This is a genomic window from Actinoplanes lutulentus, assembly GCF_003259845.1.
In the GTDB taxonomy this organism is placed as follows: Bacteria; Actinomycetota; Actinomycetes; order Mycobacteriales; family Micromonosporaceae; genus Actinoplanes; species Actinoplanes lutulentus.
The window spans coordinates 19,546-37,927 of the sequence record NZ_QLMJ01000010.1 but is presented as its reverse complement, the minus strand read 5'-3'; the positions used below and the strand labels follow the sequence as shown (position 1 = coordinate 37,927).

At 68.7% G+C, this 18,382-nt stretch carries 20 protein-coding genes; 14 read left to right on the top strand and 6 right to left on the bottom strand.

The genetic code is table 11. The features are described 5' to 3' along the window. Window positions 1-51: 51 nt before the first annotated feature. Window positions 52-726, bottom strand: a complete 675-nt coding sequence (locus tag B0I29_RS21580) for a S1 family peptidase (RefSeq protein ID WP_111650856.1) — start codon at window positions 724-726, stop codon at window positions 52-54. A gap of 258 nt (window positions 727-984) precedes the next feature. Here B0I29_RS21580 and purS point away from each other — a divergent pair, with 258 nt between their 5' ends. From purS to purL, 3 genes are read left to right on the top strand one after another with little or no spacing between them, the layout of a single operon-like run. Next, window positions 985-1,242, top strand: coding sequence for a phosphoribosylformylglycinamidine synthase subunit PurS (gene purS / locus B0I29_RS21575; RefSeq protein WP_111650855.1), 258 nt, complete (start codon window positions 985-987; stop codon window positions 1,240-1,242). After that, window positions 1,239-1,952 carry a phosphoribosylformylglycinamidine synthase subunit PurQ gene (gene purQ / locus B0I29_RS21570; RefSeq protein ID WP_111650854.1) on the top strand — a complete coding sequence of 238 codons (714 nt, stop codon included), beginning with the start codon at window positions 1,239-1,241 and terminating at the stop codon, window positions 1,950-1,952. The genes purS and purQ overlap by 4 nt, the downstream gene beginning before the upstream one ends. Further along, a complete protein-coding gene (gene purL, locus B0I29_RS21565) occupies window positions 1,949-4,441 on the top strand; it encodes a phosphoribosylformylglycinamidine synthase subunit PurL (RefSeq protein WP_245972666.1) in 2,493 nt (830 codons plus the stop codon). The genes purQ and purL overlap by 4 nt, the downstream gene beginning before the upstream one ends. Window positions 4,442-4,538: 97 nt before the next feature. Here the strand turns inward: purL and B0I29_RS21560 are convergent, their stop codons facing one another. Further along, complete coding sequence (locus B0I29_RS21560; protein WP_146616848.1) at window positions 4,539-6,362, bottom strand: carboxypeptidase regulatory-like domain-containing protein; 1,824 nt, start codon at window positions 6,360-6,362, stop codon at window positions 4,539-4,541. A gap of 152 nt (window positions 6,363-6,514) precedes the next feature. Between B0I29_RS21560 and B0I29_RS21555 the strand changes: the two genes are divergently transcribed. The 5 genes from B0I29_RS21555 (at window position 6,515) to amcA (ending at window position 11,227) form a co-directional block, all read left to right on the top strand. Then, on the top strand, window positions 6,515-6,877 hold the full coding sequence (locus B0I29_RS21555) for a sterol carrier family protein (RefSeq protein ID WP_111650852.1): 363 nt from the start codon (window positions 6,515-6,517) through the stop codon (window positions 6,875-6,877). Between the two features lie 115 nt (window positions 6,878-6,992). Continuing rightward, complete coding sequence (purF, locus tag B0I29_RS21550) at window positions 6,993-8,603, top strand: amidophosphoribosyltransferase (RefSeq protein ID WP_111650851.1); 1,611 nt, start codon at window positions 6,993-6,995, stop codon at window positions 8,601-8,603. 35 nt (window positions 8,604-8,638) lie between these two features. After that, complete coding sequence (gene purM, locus B0I29_RS21545) at window positions 8,639-9,790, top strand: phosphoribosylformylglycinamidine cyclo-ligase (protein ID WP_111650850.1); 1,152 nt, start codon at window positions 8,639-8,641, stop codon at window positions 9,788-9,790. Between the two features lie 140 nt (window positions 9,791-9,930). Continuing rightward, window positions 9,931-11,034: a cyclophane-forming radical SAM peptide maturase AmcB gene (amcB, locus tag B0I29_RS21540; RefSeq protein WP_311733595.1), complete on the top strand. Its 1,104-nt coding sequence runs from the start codon at window positions 9,931-9,933 to the stop codon at window positions 11,032-11,034. Further along, the gene (gene amcA, locus B0I29_RS21535; RefSeq protein ID WP_245972665.1) at window positions 11,003-11,227 is read left to right on the top strand and encodes a multiple cyclophane-containing RiPP AmcA; all 225 of its coding nucleotides are present in this window, start codon (window positions 11,003-11,005) and stop codon (window positions 11,225-11,227) included. The genes amcB and amcA overlap by 32 nt, the downstream gene beginning before the upstream one ends. Before the next feature lie 121 nt (window positions 11,228-11,348). Here amcA and B0I29_RS21530 read toward each other — a convergent pair whose 3' ends face one another. Further along, complete coding sequence (locus B0I29_RS21530; protein WP_111650849.1) at window positions 11,349-11,570, bottom strand: DUF3073 domain-containing protein; 222 nt, start codon at window positions 11,568-11,570, stop codon at window positions 11,349-11,351. Between the two features lie 181 nt (window positions 11,571-11,751). Then, entirely contained in the window at window positions 11,752-12,816 is a 1,065-nt protein-coding gene (locus tag B0I29_RS21525) for a Glu/Leu/Phe/Val family dehydrogenase (RefSeq protein WP_111650848.1), read from the bottom strand. Between the two features lie 149 nt (window positions 12,817-12,965). On the opposite strand from B0I29_RS21525, the gene B0I29_RS21520 reads away from it, so the two are divergent. Beyond that, window positions 12,966-13,805 carry a DUF8083 family protein gene (locus B0I29_RS21520; protein ID WP_111650847.1) on the top strand — a complete coding sequence of 280 codons (840 nt, stop codon included), beginning with the start codon at window positions 12,966-12,968 and terminating at the stop codon, window positions 13,803-13,805. Between the two features lie 282 nt (window positions 13,806-14,087). Next, window positions 14,088-14,297: a BldC family transcriptional regulator gene (locus B0I29_RS21515; RefSeq protein WP_014687221.1), complete on the top strand. Its 210-nt coding sequence runs from the start codon at window positions 14,088-14,090 to the stop codon at window positions 14,295-14,297. Window positions 14,298-14,465: 168 nt separating this feature from the next. Here the strand turns inward: B0I29_RS21515 and B0I29_RS21510 are convergent, their stop codons facing one another. After that, entirely contained in the window at window positions 14,466-14,837 is a 372-nt protein-coding gene (locus B0I29_RS21510) for a PPOX class F420-dependent oxidoreductase (protein ID WP_111650846.1), read from the bottom strand. A gap of 19 nt (window positions 14,838-14,856) precedes the next feature. On the opposite strand from B0I29_RS21510, the gene B0I29_RS21505 reads away from it, so the two are divergent. From B0I29_RS21505 to B0I29_RS21490, 4 genes are all read left to right on the top strand, one after another. After that, on the top strand, window positions 14,857-15,633 hold the full coding sequence (locus B0I29_RS21505) for a class I SAM-dependent methyltransferase (protein ID WP_375790621.1): 777 nt from the start codon (window positions 14,857-14,859) through the stop codon (window positions 15,631-15,633). Next, on the top strand, window positions 15,630-16,196 hold the full coding sequence (locus tag B0I29_RS21500) for an RNA 2'-phosphotransferase (protein WP_111650844.1): 567 nt from the start codon (window positions 15,630-15,632) through the stop codon (window positions 16,194-16,196). Before B0I29_RS21505 ends, B0I29_RS21500 begins: the two co-directional genes overlap by 4 nt. A gap of 82 nt (window positions 16,197-16,278) precedes the next feature. Continuing rightward, window positions 16,279-16,857, top strand: a complete 579-nt coding sequence (locus B0I29_RS21495; protein WP_111650843.1) for a hypothetical protein — start codon at window positions 16,279-16,281, stop codon at window positions 16,855-16,857. Next, window positions 16,857-18,113, top strand: coding sequence for a PrsW family intramembrane metalloprotease (locus tag B0I29_RS21490; protein ID WP_111650842.1), 1,257 nt, complete (start codon window positions 16,857-16,859; stop codon window positions 18,111-18,113). The genes B0I29_RS21495 and B0I29_RS21490 overlap by 1 nt, the downstream gene beginning before the upstream one ends. Before the next feature lie 5 nt (window positions 18,114-18,118). Here B0I29_RS21490 and B0I29_RS21485 read toward each other — a convergent pair whose 3' ends face one another. After that, entirely contained in the window at window positions 18,119-18,367 is a 249-nt protein-coding gene (locus tag B0I29_RS21485) for a hypothetical protein (RefSeq protein WP_111650841.1), read from the bottom strand. Window positions 18,368-18,382 lie beyond the last annotated feature (15 nt).

Here is an 18,382-nt window from a genome sequence, read left to right as displayed (position 1 = left end):
AGACGGTGGTGGCGCCCGACCACTGGTCGGGCGCCACACCTGCAGCGAGGATCAGACGCCGGCGACTGACGTGATCCACGCGCGGTTGTAAGCCACGCTGCCGTAGTACTGACGGCTTGTTCCGTCGGCCGTCGACGCCACGCCGACCTGGGCACCGTTGTAGACCTGCGGCCCACCGGAGTCACCACGCCACGCGTTGCCGTTGATCCGGGTGCTGCCGATCGCGCGACCACCGTACGCATCGGTCTGGTTGGTCGACGTGACCTGGACCGTCGCGGTCTTCAGCGCGGTCGACGCGGCGCAGCCGGAGTAACAGGTCTGACCCCAGCCGTAGATCGAGTTGGTGGATCCAACCGGCGGGTACGAGCTGGACAGCGCCATGTACGTGGTGCTGATCGAGGTGCTCAGCCGCATCAGCGCCAGGTCGTACCGGGTCGACGTGCTGCTGACCGAGGCGGTGACGCCGCCGCTGGTCCGGTTCACGCTCCCGACCCGCACCGACATCGTGCCGCTGATGCAGTGCCGCGCGGTGAGCACGTAGTTCGCCGAGATGATGGTGCCGGAGCAGGTGAAGCTGCCGTTGCTGAACACGGCGGCGGCCCACGGCGCGGAGGAGACGGTGCCGCCTCCGATGATGTACGGGGTGACGTCGTCCGCCTGGGCGGCAGCGGGGGTGACCAGTGCGGCGGCGAGGCCGGCAAGGGCGGCCGCGAGTCGAATGCGCACGTCGGGATTCCTTCCTGGGGATCGGGGCGACGGAAGAACACGTGACGGTGAATCGAATGCGATGGATGCAACCTAGGGCATCGACGGCCGCCGCCATACCAATCAATCGACACCTATCACGATGTGATGCCCCCGCGATCAATGGGAGATTCCCAGCTCAATGACGCTTGGGTCGGCTGGTCGACACCGGCCCGTGGGTCGTGGATCAGCTTCACCAGGTAGGCTTCGCGTGCTTACACCTATCAGTCAGGAGTGCCCGTGGCTCGCGTCGTGGTCGACGTCATGCTCAAGCCGGAGATCCTGGACCCGCAGGGTCAAGCGGTGGCGAACGCGCTGCCCCGGCTCGGCGTCACCGATGTCTCCTCCGTCCGAATCGGCCGGCGAATCGAGATCGATTTCGCCGGCGAACCCGACCTTGATCGGGCTCGCGAAATCGCCGACAAGCTGCTCGCCAACCCGGTGATCGAGGACTTCGAGATCCGCGTTGTCGAGGGCACCACGGCCGAGGTCGCCTGACCATGCGGATCGGTGTGGTCACCTTCCCGGGTTCGCTGGACGATGGGGACGCCGCACGCGCCGCCCGCATCGCCGGCGCCGAAGCCGTGCGACTCTGGCACGGCGACCCGGACCTGCACGGAGTCGACGCCGTGGTCCTTCCCGGCGGCTTCTCGTACGGCGACTATCTGCGCTGTGGCGCGATCGCGCGATTCGCTCCGGTCATGGAGTCGATCATCGACGCGGCCCGTGGCGGCCTGCCCGTTCTGGGCATCTGCAACGGTTTCCAGGTCCTCTGCGAAGCGCATCTCCTGCCCGGCGCGCTGACCCGGAACCAGCACCTGCACTTCCGCAACCGGGACCAGTGGCTGAAGGTCGAGGCGACGAACACCGCCTGGACCAACCAGTTCACGCCCGGCCAGGAGATCCTCATCCCGGTGAAGAACGGCGAGGGCTGTTTCGTCGCCGACCAGAAGACTCTGGACTCGCTCGAAGCCGAGGGCCGGGTGATCGCGCGTTACGTCCGCGGGAACCCGAACGGCTCGCAGCGTGACATCGCCGGGATCACCAACGAGGCCGGCAACGTAGTCGGCATCATGCCGCACCCGGAACACGCCGTGGAGGCGCTGACCGGCCCGTCGCTCGACGGCCTCGGCTTCTTCACTTCCGTCCTGCGGGCCCTGGCGGGGTCGTCCGCGGACGGTCAGCTCGCAGGGGGACAACAGCGATGACCACGCAGCCGGAGACGGCCACCAGCGAGGCGCAGCCCTCGCGGGCTGTGCCGAACCAGCCGCCCGCGGCGGCCGCGGCGTCGAACAAGCCGAGTGGCTTCGCCGCCACGGACGTACTGGTCAACGAGTTCGCGGACGGGCCTGACACGGTCGACAAGGCGGTCGCCTCGCCGGACGAGTTGCAGCCGCACGCGGAGCTCGGCCTCAAGGACGACGAGTACGACCGGATCCGTCAGATCCTCGATCGGCGGCCCACCGCTTCCGAGCTCGCGATGTACTCGATCATGTGGAGCGAGCACTGCTCCTACAAGTCGAGCAAGGTGCACCTCCGCCAGTTCGGGGAGAAGACGCCGCCCAACACCCGGATGCTCGCCGGTATCGGTGAGAACGCCGGTGTGGTGCAGATCTCCGACAAGATCGCGGTGACCTTCAAGGTCGAGTCGCACAACCACCCCAGCTACGTCGAGCCGTACCAGGGCGCCGCTACCGGTGTCGGTGGCATCGTCCGGGACATCCTGGCGATGGGCGCCCGGCCGATCGCGGTTATGGACCCGCTGCGGTTCGGTGCGGCCGACCACCCGGACACCGCCCGGGTGCTGCCCGGCGTGGTGGCCGGCATCGGCGGTTACGGCAACTGTCTCGGCCTGCCGAACATCGGTGGCGAGATCGTCTTCGACCCGACGTACCAGGGCAACCCGCTGGTCAACGCGCTCAGCATCGGCGTTCTGCCGGTCGAGCGGCTGCAGAAAAAGGAAGCCACCGGCACCGGCAACATCGTGGTGCTGCTCGGTGCGCGTACCGGGCGGGACGGCATCGGTGGTGTCTCCGTGCTGGCCTCGGCGACCTTCGACGAGGAAGCCGAGCAGCGCCGTCCGTCGGTGCAGGTCGGCGACCCGTTCATGGAGAAGCTCCTGATCGAGAGCTGCCTCGAGCTGTACGACGCCGGTCTGGTCAGCGGCATTCAGGACCTCGGCGGCGCCGGGCTCACCTGTGCGCTCACCGAGACCGCCGCGGCGGCCGGCACCGGCATGCGGGTCTGGCTGGAGCGGGTTCCGCTCCGCGAGGCCTCGATGTCGCCGACCGAGATCCTGGCCAGCGAGTCGCAGGAGCGCATGCTCCTGATCGTCACGCCGGAAAACCTGGCCGCTGTGCTCAAGGTCGCCGAGAAGTGGGGCGTCTGGGCCACCGCGATCGGCGAGGTGACCCCGGCCGGTGCCGACGGCACCCCGGGTCGCCTGGTGATCAGCTGGAACGACCACGTCGTCGTCGACGTGCCGCCCGGCTCGCTCGCCGACGACGGTCCGGTCTACGCCCGCCCGCTGCGCGAGCCGGCCGACCTGATCCTGCTCCAGGCCGACCGCGCGGAGACCCTTCCGCGTCCGTCGACCGGTGACGAGCTGCGCGAGACCGTGCTGAAGATGATCGCGTCGCCGAACCTGTGCGACAAGAGCTGGGTCACCGAGCAGTACGACCGCTACGTCCTCGGCAACACCGTGCTGGCGCAGCCGGAGGACTCCGGCGTGCTCCGCATCGACGAGGAGACCGGCCTCGGCGTGGCCCTCTCGGTGGACGGCAACGGCCGGTACGCCCGGCTCGACCCGTACGAGGGCGCGCGGCTCGCGCTCGCTGAGGCGTACCGGAATGTGGCGGTGACCGGCGCCGAGCCGATCGCGGTGACCGACTGCCTGAACTTCGGCTCGCCGGAGGACCCGGCCGTGATGTGGCAGTTCGCCGAGGCCGTTCGTGGTCTCGCCGACGGTTGCCTCCAGCTAGGCACCCCGGTCACCGGTGGCAACGTGAGCTTCTACAACCAGACCGGCGCCGCGGCGATCCACCCCACCCCGGTGGTCGGCGTGCTGGGCATCTTCGACGATGTGGCCCGCCGCATCCCGATGGGCTTCCCGGCACCCGCGAAAGCCGGTGGCGACCTGCTCTTCCTGCTCGGCGAGACCCGCAACGAGCTCTCCGGCTCGGAGTGGGCCTGGGTGACCCACGGTCACCTCGGTGGCAAGCCGCCGAAGGTGGACCTCGCGGCCGAGCAGGCGCTGGGCGCTCTGATGGGCCGGGCCTCGAAGGCCGGTCTGGTCAGCGCGGCGCACGACCTCTCCGACGGCGGCCTTGCTCAGGTGCTGGTGGAGAGCTGCCTGCGTCACAACGTCGGCGCGAAGGTGACCTTGCCGGAGGACGGCTCGACGGCGTTCGTCCACCTCTTCAGCGAGTCGGCCGGCCGGGCCGTCGTCGCTGTGCCGCGTGGGCACGACAAGGCGTTCCTGGCTCTGGCCGCCGAGTTCGGCGTGCCGGTGACCCCGATCGGCGTCACCGCCGAGGAGCAGACGCTCCAGATCCAGGACCAGTTCACCATCGGGCTGGACGAGCTCCGCACCGCGTGGTCGGCGACGCTGAAGAACCTCTTCGGTGGCCCGGCCGAGACGGCTTCGGCCGACGGTGAGGGTCGTTCCGTCACGCTGGAGCTGACCGAGCGCAACTGATCATTTCGGTGAAGGGGGGCGGGTGATCCCGCCCCCCTTCACTACGCAAGAGGCCCTGTGCGATCAGATCGCACAGGGCCTCTTTCAGTTTTGCGGGTCAGCCGTTGTTCCAGTTCTGCGGCGGGCGCTGCTGCGGCGGGTAGTTGCCGTAGGCGTCCGGCTCGCCGTAGCCCTCCTGGGGCTGCTCGTAACCGGGCTGCTGCTGCGGGGCACCGTAACCGCCCTGAGGCTGCTGCTGGTTGCCGTAACCGCCCTGGTCGTAACCGGGGTAGGCGCCGCCCTGAGCCGGTGCGCCGTAGCCGCCGGCCTGGTCGTAACCAGCCTGCGTGCCGTAACCGCCGGCCTGGTCGTAACCGTCCTGTGCGCCGTAACCGCCCTGAGGCTGCTGCTGCTGGTCGTAACCAGCCTGCGTGCCGTAGCCACCGGCCTGGTCGTAACCGCCGCCCTGAGCGCCGTAGCCACCGCCGTAACCGGCGCCCTGCTCGGGCTGGTAGAGGCTGGTGTGCTCGTCGTAGCGCTGCGGCTGCTGAGCCTGCTCCGGCTGGTACAGGTTGGTGTGCTCGTCGTACCGCTGCTGCGGGGCCGCCTGGCCCTGCTGCCCGTACGCGCCGGCCTGCTGCCCGTACTGCGGCTGCGCGCCGTACTGCTGCTGCTGTCCGCCGTACCCGTTGCCGGCCTGCTCGGCAGCACCCCACTGGCTGTTGGTGCCGACGTAACCGCCCTGCGGCGGGACGGGAGCGCCGTACGGGTCGGGGAACTCGTCCTCGACCACCGGGCGGTGGATCATCGTCGGAGCGTCGCCGATGCCGCCACCCATGGGCGCGACCATCGTGGCGTCGCCACCACGGCCCGCGCCGACCGGAGCGGCCACCCGGGTCGCGTCGAAGCCACCCATGGCAGGCGCGGGGCCACCAGGGCCGCCGGGACCGGCAGGGGCGCCGTCAGGGCCCTCGCCGGCGGCGTTCTTACGCCGCATGAGCACCAGCACGATGGCGCCGATGCCGGCGGCCACGAGCAGAACGCCCATGATGATCAGGAGCCAGTTGGTGCCGCCCTCGGCGTCGCCCGAGACCGTGTCCTGAGCCACCGGGGGAGCGGACTCCTCGGTGGTCTCTTCGTCCTCCGGCTCGACGACTTCCTCGGTCGGCACGGCGCTCGCGGAGACGCTGGCCGACGGAGTCGCCGAGGGGCTCGCCGCGGCGAGCTTCTTCAGCGTGATCGGCACGTTGACCGACTTGCCGGAGGTGCCCTGCACGGTGACCGTGGTCCCCGTGTAGCCGTCCTTCAGCGCGCCGACCGTGATGTTGCCGGCCTCGATCGGCTTGGAGTCCGAGGCGATGAACGAGTAACTGCCGTCGCTGTTCGTCGTCGTCTCGTACGCGTTGCCGGCACCGTCCTGCATGGCCACCGAAACGCCGGCGACCTTGGCGCCGTCGCCGTCCTTGATCTTGCCGGAGACCCGGGTGACGTTCGTCGGCTTGTCGGCGCCCTTGACGGTGACCGTCTGGCTCGCCTCGCCCGTCTCACCGTTGATCGTCGCGGTGACCTTGACGGTGACGTCCTTGGTCTCGCCCGCTGCGACGCTCGGCGCGGTCAGAGTCGCGGTGAAGCTGGAGGAACTCTCGATCTGGCGGACCGAGCTGCAGTCGCCGCTGCAGTCCATGCCGCTGACCTTGATGTTGGCGCTGCCGGCTTGCTGCTGGCCGCCGCCTTCTTCCCCGCCGTCGCCGGACCCGGGGTTACTGATGGTGTACTGCATGGTTACAGTACTTCCCGTGGACACCTCGGTCGACGAGAGGTTTGTGATCTGCACGCCTGGTGGGTCGGCCAGTGCAGGGGTCTGCACACCGGCCACGAGGCCGGCGACCAGGGCCAGGAACGCACCGGCCTGGGTCGTCCTGGCACGTAGGTGCGTTGTCACATCCACCACCTTCCGGGTCGCGCGGTCCCCGGTTTCGGTGACCGGTAGATCCCGCGACTTGAACACCGTCGGCCACTATGCCTTGTCGCACGTCACTTTCGCGACCCAGGGCGGTGTGCCGTTGTCTACAAACCGAGTCGTATCGTCCCGACGTGTCCCCTGCGCACAGTAAATCCGAGTCCGTCGGGCATGCCCTCGACGCACTGGACCGGGGTGAGGAACCCGAGCGTCCGGTGCTGCGCGATGCCGTCCGAGCACTGCTGACCGAGTTGTCCCAACGTGCGCCTGGCCGTTCGGTGGAGGTGCGGATTCCACCTTTCGGTGCGATTCAGTGCGTCGCTGGTCCGCGGCACACCCGCGGCACACCGCCCAATGTGGTCGAAACGGATCCGATGACATGGCTGCTCCTGGCTACCGGACGCTTGAAGTGGGCGGAAGCCACGCGTGACGGCCGCCTCCGGGCGAGCGGTGTCCGTACCGATCTCTCCGAGTTCCTGCCGCTGACCGGAACATGAGCGACGGGCCGCTGCCCGTGGCCTCGCGTACACTGGGCGATCGGAGCGGACCAGCTAGTTCGAGCAGATCAGCGCTTCGAGCGTTTCAAGCAGATCCGAACGAGGGAGCGAGCAGGTGCCCCGAGGCGACGGCCTACTGACCGACGATCTCGACCCCCAGGAGCGCGGCCCGCAGGATGCCTGCGGCGTCTTCGGCGTCTGGGCCCCCGATGAAGAGGTCGCCAAACTCACGTACTTCGGGCTCTATGCCTTGCAGCACCGAGGCCAGGAAGCAGCCGGCATCGCGGTGAGCGATGGATCCGGCGTCGTGGTCTACAAGGACATCGGCCTGGTCTCCCAGGTCTTCGACGAGCCCACCCTGGCGAGTCTGCGCGGCCATCTCGCGATCGGTCACGCGCGGTACTCGACGACAGGTGGCTCCAACTGGGAGAACGCGCAACCCACGATTCGGGCCACCCCGGCCGGGACGACTATCGCGCTGGCCCACAACGGCAACCTGGTCAACACGGCCGAGCTTGCCAAGGAGGTCGCTGACCGCGGCCTCGAGGTGGGTGACTCCACCTCCGACACCGCGCTCGTCACCACGCTGCTCGCCGGCCGTCCCGACCTCTCGGTCGAGGCCGCGGCCATGGAGCTGCTGCCGACGCTGCGCGGCGCTTTCAGCTTCGTCTTCATGGACGAGCACACGCTGTACGCCGCCCGTGACGCTCAGGGTGTCCGCCCGCTGGTGCTGGGCCGGATGGAGCGTGGCTGGGTGGTCGCCAGCGAGACCGCGGCTCTGGACATCACCGGTGCCAGCTTCGTCCGCGAGGTCGAGCCCGGCGAGATCATCGCGATCGACGAGCACGGCCTGCGTTCCACCCGGTTCGCCGCGCCGGAGCCCAAGGGCTGCCTTTTCGAATATGTTTATCTGGCACGCCCGGACACCACGATCGCCGGCCGCAACATCTACTCGGCCCGGGTCGAGGTCGGCCGCAAGCTGGCCAAGGAGCACCCGGTCGAGGCAGACCTGGTGATCGGCGTCCCGGAGTCGGGCATCCCGGCCGCGATCGGTTACGCGGAGGCCTCCGGCATCCCGTACAGCGCCGGTTTCATGAAGAACGCGTACGTCGGCCGGACCTTCATCCAGCCGTCGCAGACGATCCGTCAGCTGGGCATCCGGCTCAAGCTGAACCCGCTGCGCGAGGTCGTGCGCGGCAAGCGGATCGTGGTGATCGACGACTCGATCGTTCGTGGCAACACGCAGCGGGCCCAGATCCGGATGCTGCGTGAGGCCGGAGCGCTGGAGATCCACGTCCGCATCTCGTCGCCGCCGGTGAAATGGCCGTGTTTCTACGGCATCGACTTCGCCACCCGCGCCGAGTTGATCGCGAACGGGCTGGAGATCGACGGCATCCGCCGCTCGATCGGTGCGGACAGTCTCGGCTACGTCTCGCTGGACAACCTGGTCCAGGCGACCGAGCAGCCGAAGACGAGGCTCTGCATGGCCTGTTTCGACGGGCAGTACCCGATCGAGCTCCCGGCCGGAGATCTCATCGGCAAGCACGTGCTGGAGGGCGTCAGCAAGCGCGCCTCCATGCCGGGCGCGTCCTCGGAGGCCACCGACGCTGCGGTCGCCGAGCTCGAGTCCGACTACGAGGCCCGTGAGTACAGCGACGAGGACCCGTCCGGTCCGGTCGCGCTGCTCGCGAGCCCCGGCGGCGCCGGCGCGCTGCACCACCCGTGACTTTAAGAATCAAAGAACCGCTAAAGGGGAGAACCGTGACGCACGTGTCCGAGCGCAGTGGTGCCGGATCGAACGGCGCTGAAGGCGCGGACCGCCAGCTGTGGACGGCCGGTGGCGGCCGTGGACCGCGCAAGCGCTCGGCGACGTACGCGGACGCGGGTGTCTCGATCCACGCGGGTGACCGTGCGGTCGAGCTGCTCAAGTCGAAGGTGAAGAAGACCACCCGGCCCGAGGTCATGGGTGACCTCGGCGGCTTCTCCGGCCTGTTCAAGCTGAACGCCGCGAAGTACAAGAGCCCGGTCCTGGCCTCGTCGACCGACGGCGTCGGCACCAAGCTGGTCATCGCGCAGCAGCTCGACATCCACGACACGATCGGCATCGACCTGGTCGCCATGGTCGTCGACGACCTGGTGGCCTGTGGCGCCGAGCCGCTGTTCCTGCTCGACTACATCGCCTGTGGCGAGGTCGTGCCGGACAAGGTCGCGGAGATCGGCGCGGGCATCGCGGACGGCTGCCGTTACGCGGGTTGCGCCCTGCTCGGTGGCGAGACCGCCGAGCACCCCGGCGTTCTGCGCCCGGATGAGTACGACGTCTCGGCGACCGGTGTCGGCGTGGTCGAGGAGAGCGAGATCCTCGGCAAGGAGCGGGTCGAGCTCGGCGACGCGATCATCGCGATGCGTTCGTCGGGTCTGCACTCCAACGGTTACTCCCTGGTCCGGCACGTGCTGCTGGGCGCCGGCCGGATGCGCCTGGACACCGTGGTCGACGACTTCGGCACCCAGCGCACCCTGGGCGAGGAACTGCTCACCCCCACCAAGATCTACGCCAAGGACTGCCTTGGCCTGATCGAGGAGACCGAGGTCCGGGCGTTCTCGCACGTCACCGGCGGTGGCATCCCCGGCAACCTGAACCGGGTCCTCCCCGGCACCATGGACGCCGTGGTGGACCGCTCCACCTGGCGCCCGCAGCCGATCTTCGACCTGATCCAGGCGAAGGGCCGGATCGAGGACTCCGAGATGGAAGCCACGTTCAACATGGGCGTCGGCATGTTCGCCGTCGTCTCGTCGGACGACGCGGACCGGGCGATGGCGTACCTGACCGGCCGTGGTGTCGAGGCCTGGCAGGTCGGCGAGGTCATCGAGGGCACCGGCGAGGTTCAGATGATGGGCTCCTACACCCGCGGCTGACCCAACGGGACAAAACGTGAAATGATCCGCGTGTGTCGATGTCCGGCACATGCGGATCTTTCGTATGGGTGGTGGATCGCAGGGCCTAGAGTCGCGAGTGCCGGACGGGAGTGCGTGACATGACCGATGCGTGGAGCGGGATGCGGGGCATCTCCGCGGTGCCCAGCTACGTCGTCATGCAGCCCACTACTCTCTGCAACCTCGCGTGCGGCTACTGCTACCTGCCGTTCCGGCGGGACAACCTGAAGATGCCGGTCGCGGTCGCCGAGAAGGTCGCGGAATCAGTGGCGGGCTTTGCGCGTACCCAGAGATTTTCGGTCGTGTGGCACGGCGGTGAGCCGCTGGCGGCGGGCTTGGAGCACATGGCCGCGCTGTTCGCGCCGTTCGGGGCGGCGGTGGAGCATCACGTGCAGACGAACGCGACGCTGATCGACGACGCCTGGTGCGAGTTCTTCAAGGCGCACGACGTGCGGGTGAGCGTGAGCGTGGACGGCCCGCGGGAGCGCAACGGCGACCGGGTGGACCGCCGGGAGCGCCCGGCTTACGACATGATCCTCAAGGGGATCGACGCGCTGCGCCGGCACGACATCCCGTTCTCGGCGCTCTGCGTGGTCAGCGACCCGCAGCCCGGCATGGCGACCGAGCTGTACGAGTACTTCCTCGACCTGGGCTGCGAGGTGCTCGGGATCAACGTGGAGGAGCTGGAGGGTGTCAACACCCGGCTCAACCGCCGCGATCCGGCCGCGGTGAGCGCGTTCTGGGCGGAGCTGGTCGGCGCCTGGCGGCAGGCGCCGCGGATCCATCTGCGTGAGGTGGAGTGGTCGCTGAGGTACGCCGCAGCGGTCCTCGACGGCAGCGCGGACGAGCTGCTGCCCCGGCAGCTGGACCCGATCCCGACCGTGGCGTACGACGGCTCGGTCGTGCTGCTCTCGCCCGAGCTGGCCGGCTTCTCCGATCCGAGGTACGGCGACTTCTCCAGCGGTAACGTGCTGCGGACGCCCTTGGCCGAGATCCTGGCCGGGGCGGCGGCCACGCCGTGGATAGGCGAGTTCCTGCGCGGCATCGAGGCATGCCGGACGAGCTGCCCCTATTTCGGCTTCTGCGGTGGCGCGCACGCGGCCAACCGCTATTTCGAACACGGCAGGTTCGACGTCACGGAGACGGACCACTGCCGGAACAGCAAGATTCGCCTACTGGAGGGAGTGCTGGACCATGCCCGAGATCATGAAGCCACGGCTGTCTGACGGCGTGGAGGATCCGGTGACGGCACGGCTGCACGAGACCCGGGCCGGCCTGACCGCTCTCATCGCGGAGGCGGACGTGGCCCGGCAGCAAAGGGCCGAGCAGACAGCGTCAGATAGCGGCTCGGCTGTGTGCGCCTGGAACCACTTCGAGAACATTCCTACGTTTTACAACTGGAACAACCGGCCGCGCTGAGGCCTGTCCGGTCGAAGCCCACGCGAGGTTCGCCCGCGTGGGCTTCGGTTCAACCGTAAAAATGTTCGACCACGACTCACCGGAGCACGCGGCTATGCCGCGTGCTCTGTGCTACTGCGGGTCAGCGCCTTGTCGGCGACCAGGTATCCCGGTCGTCATCCGCGTCATCATCGTCGTCCTCATCATCATCGACGAGCTCGTCGTTGTCGTCGTCGAAATGATGATTCGACTTACCGGCACTCGCCAGTTCGCGCTGCAAGGCGGTGAGGTCGGTGTTCGGGGAGTGATACTTCAACTCCCGCGCCACCTTCGTCTGCTTGGCCTTAGCACGGCCGCGCCCCATGGCTCGACCCCCTCGCACAGAATTCGGGGCAGCCCGAAGGCGGGCCCCGATGACGTCAGGCATCTCTCGTGGGTCTTACGGTACATGGACGACGGCGCGTTCGGCACCTCGGGTTGCGTGTGACACTGCCGCGCGTCGCGGTTTGGCCTCTCCACAGGCGCGCGGCAGGTGTCCGAGCGTCCTAGTTGAGGTAGATCGAGCGCAGACGCCCGACCTCGGCCATGCGTCGTTCGGCGAGCCGGTCGGCGGCGACGGCGGGCGGAACACCCTCGTCGCCGGCGAGCTGGAGGATCCGGCGGGTGGTCTCGAAGATCCCGGTCGCCCGGAGTTTCGCCCGCTCGAAGTTGAAGCCCTCGATCTCGTCGGCCACCTGGATCACGCCGCCGGCGTTCACCACGTAATCCGGCGTGTAGAGGATCCCGTGCTCCTCCAGGAGCTTGCCGATGCCGGTGTGTGCCAGCTGGTTGTTGGCGGCCCCGGTGACCACCTTGGCCCGCAGGACCGGCACTGTGTCGTCGTCCAGGGCGCCGCCGAGGGCGCAGGGCGCGTAGACGTCGATGTCGGAGGTGATCAGCGCTGCCGTGTCCGGCACCAGCTGGACCGACGGGTGGGTGGTCCGGGCCCACGCCAGGGCGGTTTCGTTCGGGTCGGTGGCGATCACGGACGCGCCGTCCTCCACCAGATGACCGGTGAGGTACTTGCCGACCTTGCCGAGGCCCGCGACGCCCACGGTGCGGCCACGCAGCGACGGAGTGCCCCAGGTGTGCTCAGCGGCGGCGCGCATGCCCTGGAAGACGCCCCAGGCGGTCAGCACCGAGGAATCGCCGGCGCCGCCGTGCTCCACGCTGCGGCCGGTCACGAACTTGGTCTCCCGGGCCACCACGTCCATGTCCTGCACGTACGTGCCGACGTCACAGGCGGTGTAGTAGCGGCCGCGCAGCGACTCGACGAAGCGGCCGTAGGCGCGCAGCAGGCCCTCGGACTTCACCCGGGCCGGGTCGCCCCAGATCACCGCTTTGCCGCCGCCCAGGTCGAGGCCGGCCATCGCGTTCTTGTACGCCATGCCGCGGGACAGCTTCAGAACGTCGGCGAGAGCGGCCGCCTCGTTCTCGTACGGGTAGAAACGCGTACCGCCGAGCGCCGGGCCGAGCGCCGTCGAGTAGATACCGATGATCGCCTTCAGGCCGGTTGCCCGGTCCTGGCAGAAGACGACCTGTTCGTGCCCGTCGGTGTCGAACACGTCCATCGCTGTTCTCCTGATCTATTGATCGGCCTTCGTGGGGCCACACGCCGGCGGGGGTGTGCCGGCATTTCCGAGCCTAGTAGTGCGGGCGGCGCGTCGATTACGTCCGCGCGGGAAGTTCCACCCGGCTGGATTCGTGAAAGGATCGCGCCGTGCCGTCACTGTTCGCGTCGTACCTACGGGTATACGAGCCACTGACCGCCTTTGATCGCGAACGGCAGTCGTTCTGGCGCCGTTACGCCAAGGAGGGCCGAGATCTCGGCCCCGTCGAAGGCCCGGTCCGTCAGCGCACCGCCGTTCTGGAGGCGCTCGGCGCCGGATGGACCAGGCTGCCCGACCTGCCCGACGAGGCGTACGTGCTGGAGTGGGAGAACTCCATCCTGGTCTGCCCCTGGAACCTGCGGTTGCGGGTTGCCGAGGCGGCGCTGAGTGCCCGGGACGGCGTTCCCGCCGTGCTGGCCGACGCTTTCGTGCCGCCGATCCTGGCCGGGCAGGCCCGAGCTGTGGTGGAGGACTGGCGCAGCGGCGCCAAGGTGCTGGAGCAGGGTGTGCCCCGGGTGCACGAGCAGGTCTCCACGTGGGGCGTGCCGCTGCGCTGGTTCGCCTTCGTGGACCTGGAGGAGCGGGAGATCGCGCTCAAGGCCCGCAGGCGGACGCTGCGGTACCGGACGGAGATCTCGAAGGCCCGCCGCCGGGCGCACCGGGCTGTCTCGGTGCTGCGCAAGTCGCTGGGCGACGCCCCGATCACGGAGGCGGTCGAGGAGGGTACCCGCTGGCTGGAGGAGTTCCACCCACGTTCCGTGGTGGAGCTGGACTACGGCGGCCTCGTCAACCTCCTACCGGAGGACAAGCTCACCGAGGACGATTCACCCGGATTGGTGGCAGCCGGACTTTCCGCACTTTCTCGCGGTGACGCTGAGTCAGCTAGTGAGGCTTACGAGAAGTTGGTGGCGCGTTGGCGTTCTGTCCAACTTCTTGAGCGATGCAACTGACCTGCGGAAATGGGACAGAGCCGTACGTATGTCAACGGTTGGAAGCGCTCCCGAAGCGAACACTCTTCGTAATCGGGGCCTACCGAACCGTGATAATCGGACTAAACGCGACACTATCTGGCGTATAAAACACGCAAAAATCGGGCATGCTTCATCCATCTATCTGGGGACGTTCGTCCGTTCGGCCCATGTCGGACATCGGGGACTAGCCGGACCATGAGAGACGCACCGGCCGGCGGGACCCCGGCCGATGTTTTTTAGGCACCTGTGGAGGAGTGACCGATGGCATCGCGTACGCACGATCCTGAGCCGCTACTAACGCCGGCCGAGGTGGCGTCGATGTTCCGCGTCGACCCGAAGACCGTTACTCGGTGGGCGAAGGCTGGCAAGCTCAGCGCAATTCGCACGTTGGGCGGCCACCGTCGCTACCGGGAGTCGGAAGTTCGCGCCCTGCTCCAGGGGCAGATTCCGACGCAGCGTCAGGGCGACTGACACCGCACCGACCGATCATCGTTGCAAGGGGCGAGCGCTGGGGAAGGCGATCGCCCCTTCTTCGTAACTATGAAGTTCTCAGTTCTGTCTCGCCGATCTGATCAACGAGACGGAGATCCAGAAGTCGCGCGGCCGCTTGATCTTTTTTCAAGCGCCGTCTGACCAGCACTAGCTGACCAGCACGACGACCGTTCCGTCGGCACCTCGCCGGAGGCGGCTGCCGAGCACGGTAAGCCGGCCCATCAGGCCGTACTTCTTCTTGAGCGTCCCGGCCACCCGCTGGAAATCGGCGGTGTCGCCGATCCGGGCGCTTGCCTCGATCGGCTCGCCGCTCGGGTTACCGCGCATGTCGCAGGCGGCAACGGTGACGCGGCCGCTGTTGCGGATCCGCTTGATCTTGCCGCTCCCGGCGACAGTCCAGAACCCGAGGCCTGCGCCGTCGGGCACCACCCATAAGGGTGTAGCCACTGCTCGACCGTCCTTGCGGAACGTGGTGAGCAGGACGTACTTCTCGGATCCGAGTTGCTCCAATCCGGCCATTCCTCAAGAGTAGATGACCATGGAGCAGCCGACCATCGGCGACGCCTTCGGTGAAATGATCCGGGACGCGTACGCGGTACGAACAGGGATCGGCCCGAGGCCACTGGCCGGCGGCAAATATCCGCGACCGGTCATCGAAGTGATCGAGCGCGACGACGGCCTGATCAACGGCGCGCCGGCCGACCACTACCTCGACGAGCCGGGCGACTGGCAGTCCTACGACCGCCGGGCCCTCAAACTCTGCCGCGGCCGGGTTCTCGACATCGGGGCCGGCGCCGGCCGGATCGCCGTCGAGCTCCAGCGCCGCGGCATCGCCGTGACCGGCTTGGACACCTCAGCCGGCGCGATCGAGGTGGCCCGCAAGCGGGGAGTGCTCGACACCGTTCTCACCACCGTGGACGAGTTCGCCCGGGCCTCCGTCCGGTACGACACGTTCCTGCTGCTCGGCAACAACCTCGGACTGCTGGAGAGCGCCGAGCGGGCACCGGTCTTCCTGGCCGCCCTGGCCCGGCTGGCCGCACCCGGCGCCCGGATCGTGGCGCAGGGCAGTGACCCGTACGGGACTCGTGACCCGGTGCATGTGGCGTACCACGAGCGGAACCGGCAGCGTGGCCGTCTCGGCGGGCAGCTGCGCCTGCGGTTGCGTTATCGGGAGGTCGCCACCGAGTGGTTCGACTATCTGAACTGCTCCGCGGCGGAGCTGGAGACGCTGCTGGACGGCACCGGATGGCGGCTCAAATCGATCGACGACCGGGATCGGCCGTATTACCTTGCGGTCATGGAGTTACGTACATGACTGAACTCACCCGCGACCAGGTCCGCCTCAGCCGGCGGATGTCGCTGGTGCTGCGACACCGGCCGGAGACCGCCGGCCTCACCCTCGACGCGAACGGCTGGGTGCCCGTCCCGGCCTTCCTCGCCGCCCTCGGTATCAGCCGCGAGGACCTGGACGTGGTGGTGGCCGAGAACGACAAGAAGCGGTTCGCCATCGCGCCCGGCCCGGACGGCGTGGACCGGATCCGGGCCAGCCAGGGTCACTCCCGGCGGGTCGGCATCGATCTGGAGCTGCCGCCGGCGACGCCGCCCGCGGAGCTTTTCCACGGCACGCCCCGGGCGAACACCGACGCGATCCTGAAGCAGGGTCTGCGACCGGGCAGCCGGCACCACGTGCACCTCTCGGCGGACGTGCCGACCGCTCTGGTCGTGGGCCGCCGCCGGTCGCCGGACGTCGTGGTCTTCAGCGTCGCGGCCGGGCTGATGGCCGACGAGGGCCACGTCTTCCACCGCAGCGACAACGGAGTATGGCTGACCGCTTTCGTGCCGTCACCGCACCTTTCGATAAAACGGACAAATCCGTAATCGGCCAGGTTGATTGTCCATCCACTGTGGGCGGCCAGAGGTTCTCCGGACAACTGCCCGTGAGCGCCGTTAGCTTTGACGGATGGGGAGGGTTACGCGCAGTCAGCACACCGACCTCCCCAGCACCCTCGGACTGCCCCTCGCGCTCGTTCTCGTCCTCGTGCTGGCCGGCCTCGCGTTCGGCCTGCCGCTGGTGGACGAGGCCGTTCCCGCCCAGCGGGCCATCCCGGACGGGGCGGCGTACGAGGTCGGTGCCGGCGTCACACTCGTGCCGCCGCCGGGCGCCACGCTCGACGTCACCGGGACCCGGCCCGCAGAGGACCGGGGCACCGTTCTGTTCCGCATCGGCCCGGTGCGGTACGCCGTGGCGGTGCAACCCTTCGACGGTGACCTGACCGCGGCTGCGGTCCGCCTTCGCCAGCGCATCACCGGCACCAGTGGTTACCAGGTCACCGGCACCCAACTCGCGGTCTCCACTGCTGGTGGGCTCGCCGGTCTGCAGGGCGGGTACACCGCCGGCAACCGCGGCGGCCGGTACGCCGTCTTCGTGGCGCACGGCCTCACCATCGAGGTCACGGTCAGCGGCGGCGACCCCGACCTGGCCCGCACCCTCCCGGCGATCGACGCGAGCACCCGCACGCTGCGGTACGAGGACCGCTGATGGGCGAGCCGGTCCGCCCCGGCGGCGTCCGGGCGGCAGCGCTCGTCCGGAACCCGGCCTTCTGGGTCGTCATCGCCCTGCTGGTCGCCGGCGCTGTCCGGATCGCACAGATCACCTGGCGCTTCTTCGAGATGTACCCGATCGCCACGCTCACCGCGGCCGGCCTGTTCGCGCTGCTCGCCGTACCCTTCTGGCTCTTCGTCTCGGAGCTGGATTTCCTGGAGCGGGAACCGCCGAGCCTGCGCGTGGTGGCGTTCGCCTGGGGTGGCCTGGTGGCCACCACGGTCTCGATCCCAGCGAGCACCGCACTGGACAATCTGATCGCGAAACTGGGTTCACCGGGTTTTGCGGCCGACTGGGGTGCCGCGCTGGCCGGTCCCACGGTCGAGGAGATCGCCAAGACGCTGGGCGTGGTCGCCATCGTGCTGATCGCCCGCGCCCAGGTGAACAGCGTTCTCGACGGCGTGGTCTACGGCGCGCTGGTCGGGCTCGGGTTCCAGATCGTCGAGGACGTGGTCTTCGCGATCGGGGCGGTCGCGCTGGCCGGGCAGGGTGATCAGATTCAGCCGGTGATCACCACGTTCCTGGTCCGCGGCTTCCTGGCCGGGGTGTGGAGCCACACGCTCTTCGGCGCGCTCGCCGGCGCCGGCATCGGGTACCTCGTGGTCAACCCGGACCGCACCCGCCGGCACCGGATCGGGATGGCCGCGCTCGCGCTCTTCGGCGCCTGGGCCTCGCACGTGCTGTGGAACTCGCCGCTCTTCCGCGACGGCCTGGGCAACGGCGCGCTCGCGCTGCTCGCGGTGCTGGTCTTCAAGGGCCTGCCGCCGCTGTTGCTCATCCTCTATCTGGTCCGCCGTGCCCACGACCGCGAAGCGGCCTATTACGTCGCGAAACTCGCCACGCTGCGTGACCCCACCCTGATCACCGAGAACGAACTGAAAGTGCTCGGTTCCGGGTCGCGGCGCGCGGCGGCGCGCCGGCATGCTGCCGCGCAAGCAGGTCGCAGAGCCAGAGCGACGGTACGCCGATTGCAGCGCGCCCAAGCCCGTCTAGCGGTCGATCTGAGCCGGTCGGAGGGCATGGCAGACACCGTCTCGAAGGTGCGGGAACACCGGGCCCGCCTCGAAGAACTGGGCCACCCCGAGGCGGTCGAGGGCACACCCTCCGTCTGGCACACGGTCTCGGCGGTCGGCACGACCGCCGTCGCGATAGCCGTGGTCTGGGTGGCCCTCTCCGCGCTCGGTGGCGGCTGAGCAGGTCAGGCCACCGGAGGCAGCCCGCCGTCCCCGTCCACGATCTTGTCCGGGTTGCCGTCCTCGTCGAGGTCCACCATCGTGATGTCGACCAGGCCATCCCCGTCGGTGTCGAACTGGTAGAGGTCGGGCTTGCCGTCCCCGTCGGTGTCCGAGACCCAGACGTCGGTCTGTCCGTCGCCGTTCGCGTCCTGCTTGATCAGGTCCACGCGGAACTCGCCCCGCGTCTCGATGATCTCCTGCGGCTCGCTCATGGTGCTCCTCTCGTC

Bases quoted from the DNA above. Each gene is read 5' to 3' on its own strand.
- B0I29_RS21530 (WP_111650849.1), bottom strand. From the start codon at position 11,570: ATGGGGCGCGGCCGTGCTAAGGCCAAGCAGACGAAGGTGGCGCGGGAG.
- B0I29_RS21485 (WP_111650841.1), bottom strand. From the start codon at position 18,367: ATGAGCGAGCCGCAGGAGATCATCGAGACGCGGGGCGAGTTCCGCGTG.
- B0I29_RS21500 (WP_111650844.1), top strand. From the start codon at position 15,630: ATGACTGAACTCACCCGCGACCAGGTCCGCCTCAGCCGGCGGATGTCG.
- amcA (WP_245972665.1), top strand. From the start codon at position 11,003: ATGCCCGAGATCATGAAGCCACGGCTGTCTGACGGCGTGGAGGATCCG.
- B0I29_RS21505 (WP_375790621.1), top strand. From the start codon at position 14,857: ATGGAGCAGCCGACCATCGGCGACGCCTTCGGTGAAATGATCCGGGAC.
- B0I29_RS21510 (WP_111650846.1), bottom strand. From the start codon at position 14,837: ATGGCCGGATTGGAGCAACTCGGATCCGAGAAGTACGTCCTGCTCACC.
- B0I29_RS21495 (WP_111650843.1), top strand. From the start codon at position 16,279: ATGGGGAGGGTTACGCGCAGTCAGCACACCGACCTCCCCAGCACCCTC.
- amcB (WP_311733595.1), top strand. From the start codon at position 9,931: ATGCGGGGCATCTCCGCGGTGCCCAGCTACGTCGTCATGCAGCCCACT.
- B0I29_RS21490 (WP_111650842.1), top strand. From the start codon at position 16,857: ATGGGCGAGCCGGTCCGCCCCGGCGGCGTCCGGGCGGCAGCGCTCGTC.
- B0I29_RS21525 (WP_111650848.1), bottom strand. From the start codon at position 12,816: ATGGACGTGTTCGACACCGACGGGCACGAACAGGTCGTCTTCTGCCAG.
- B0I29_RS21515 (WP_014687221.1), top strand. From the start codon at position 14,088: ATGGCATCGCGTACGCACGATCCTGAGCCGCTACTAACGCCGGCCGAG.
- purL (WP_245972666.1), top strand. From the start codon at position 1,949: ATGACCACGCAGCCGGAGACGGCCACCAGCGAGGCGCAGCCCTCGCGG.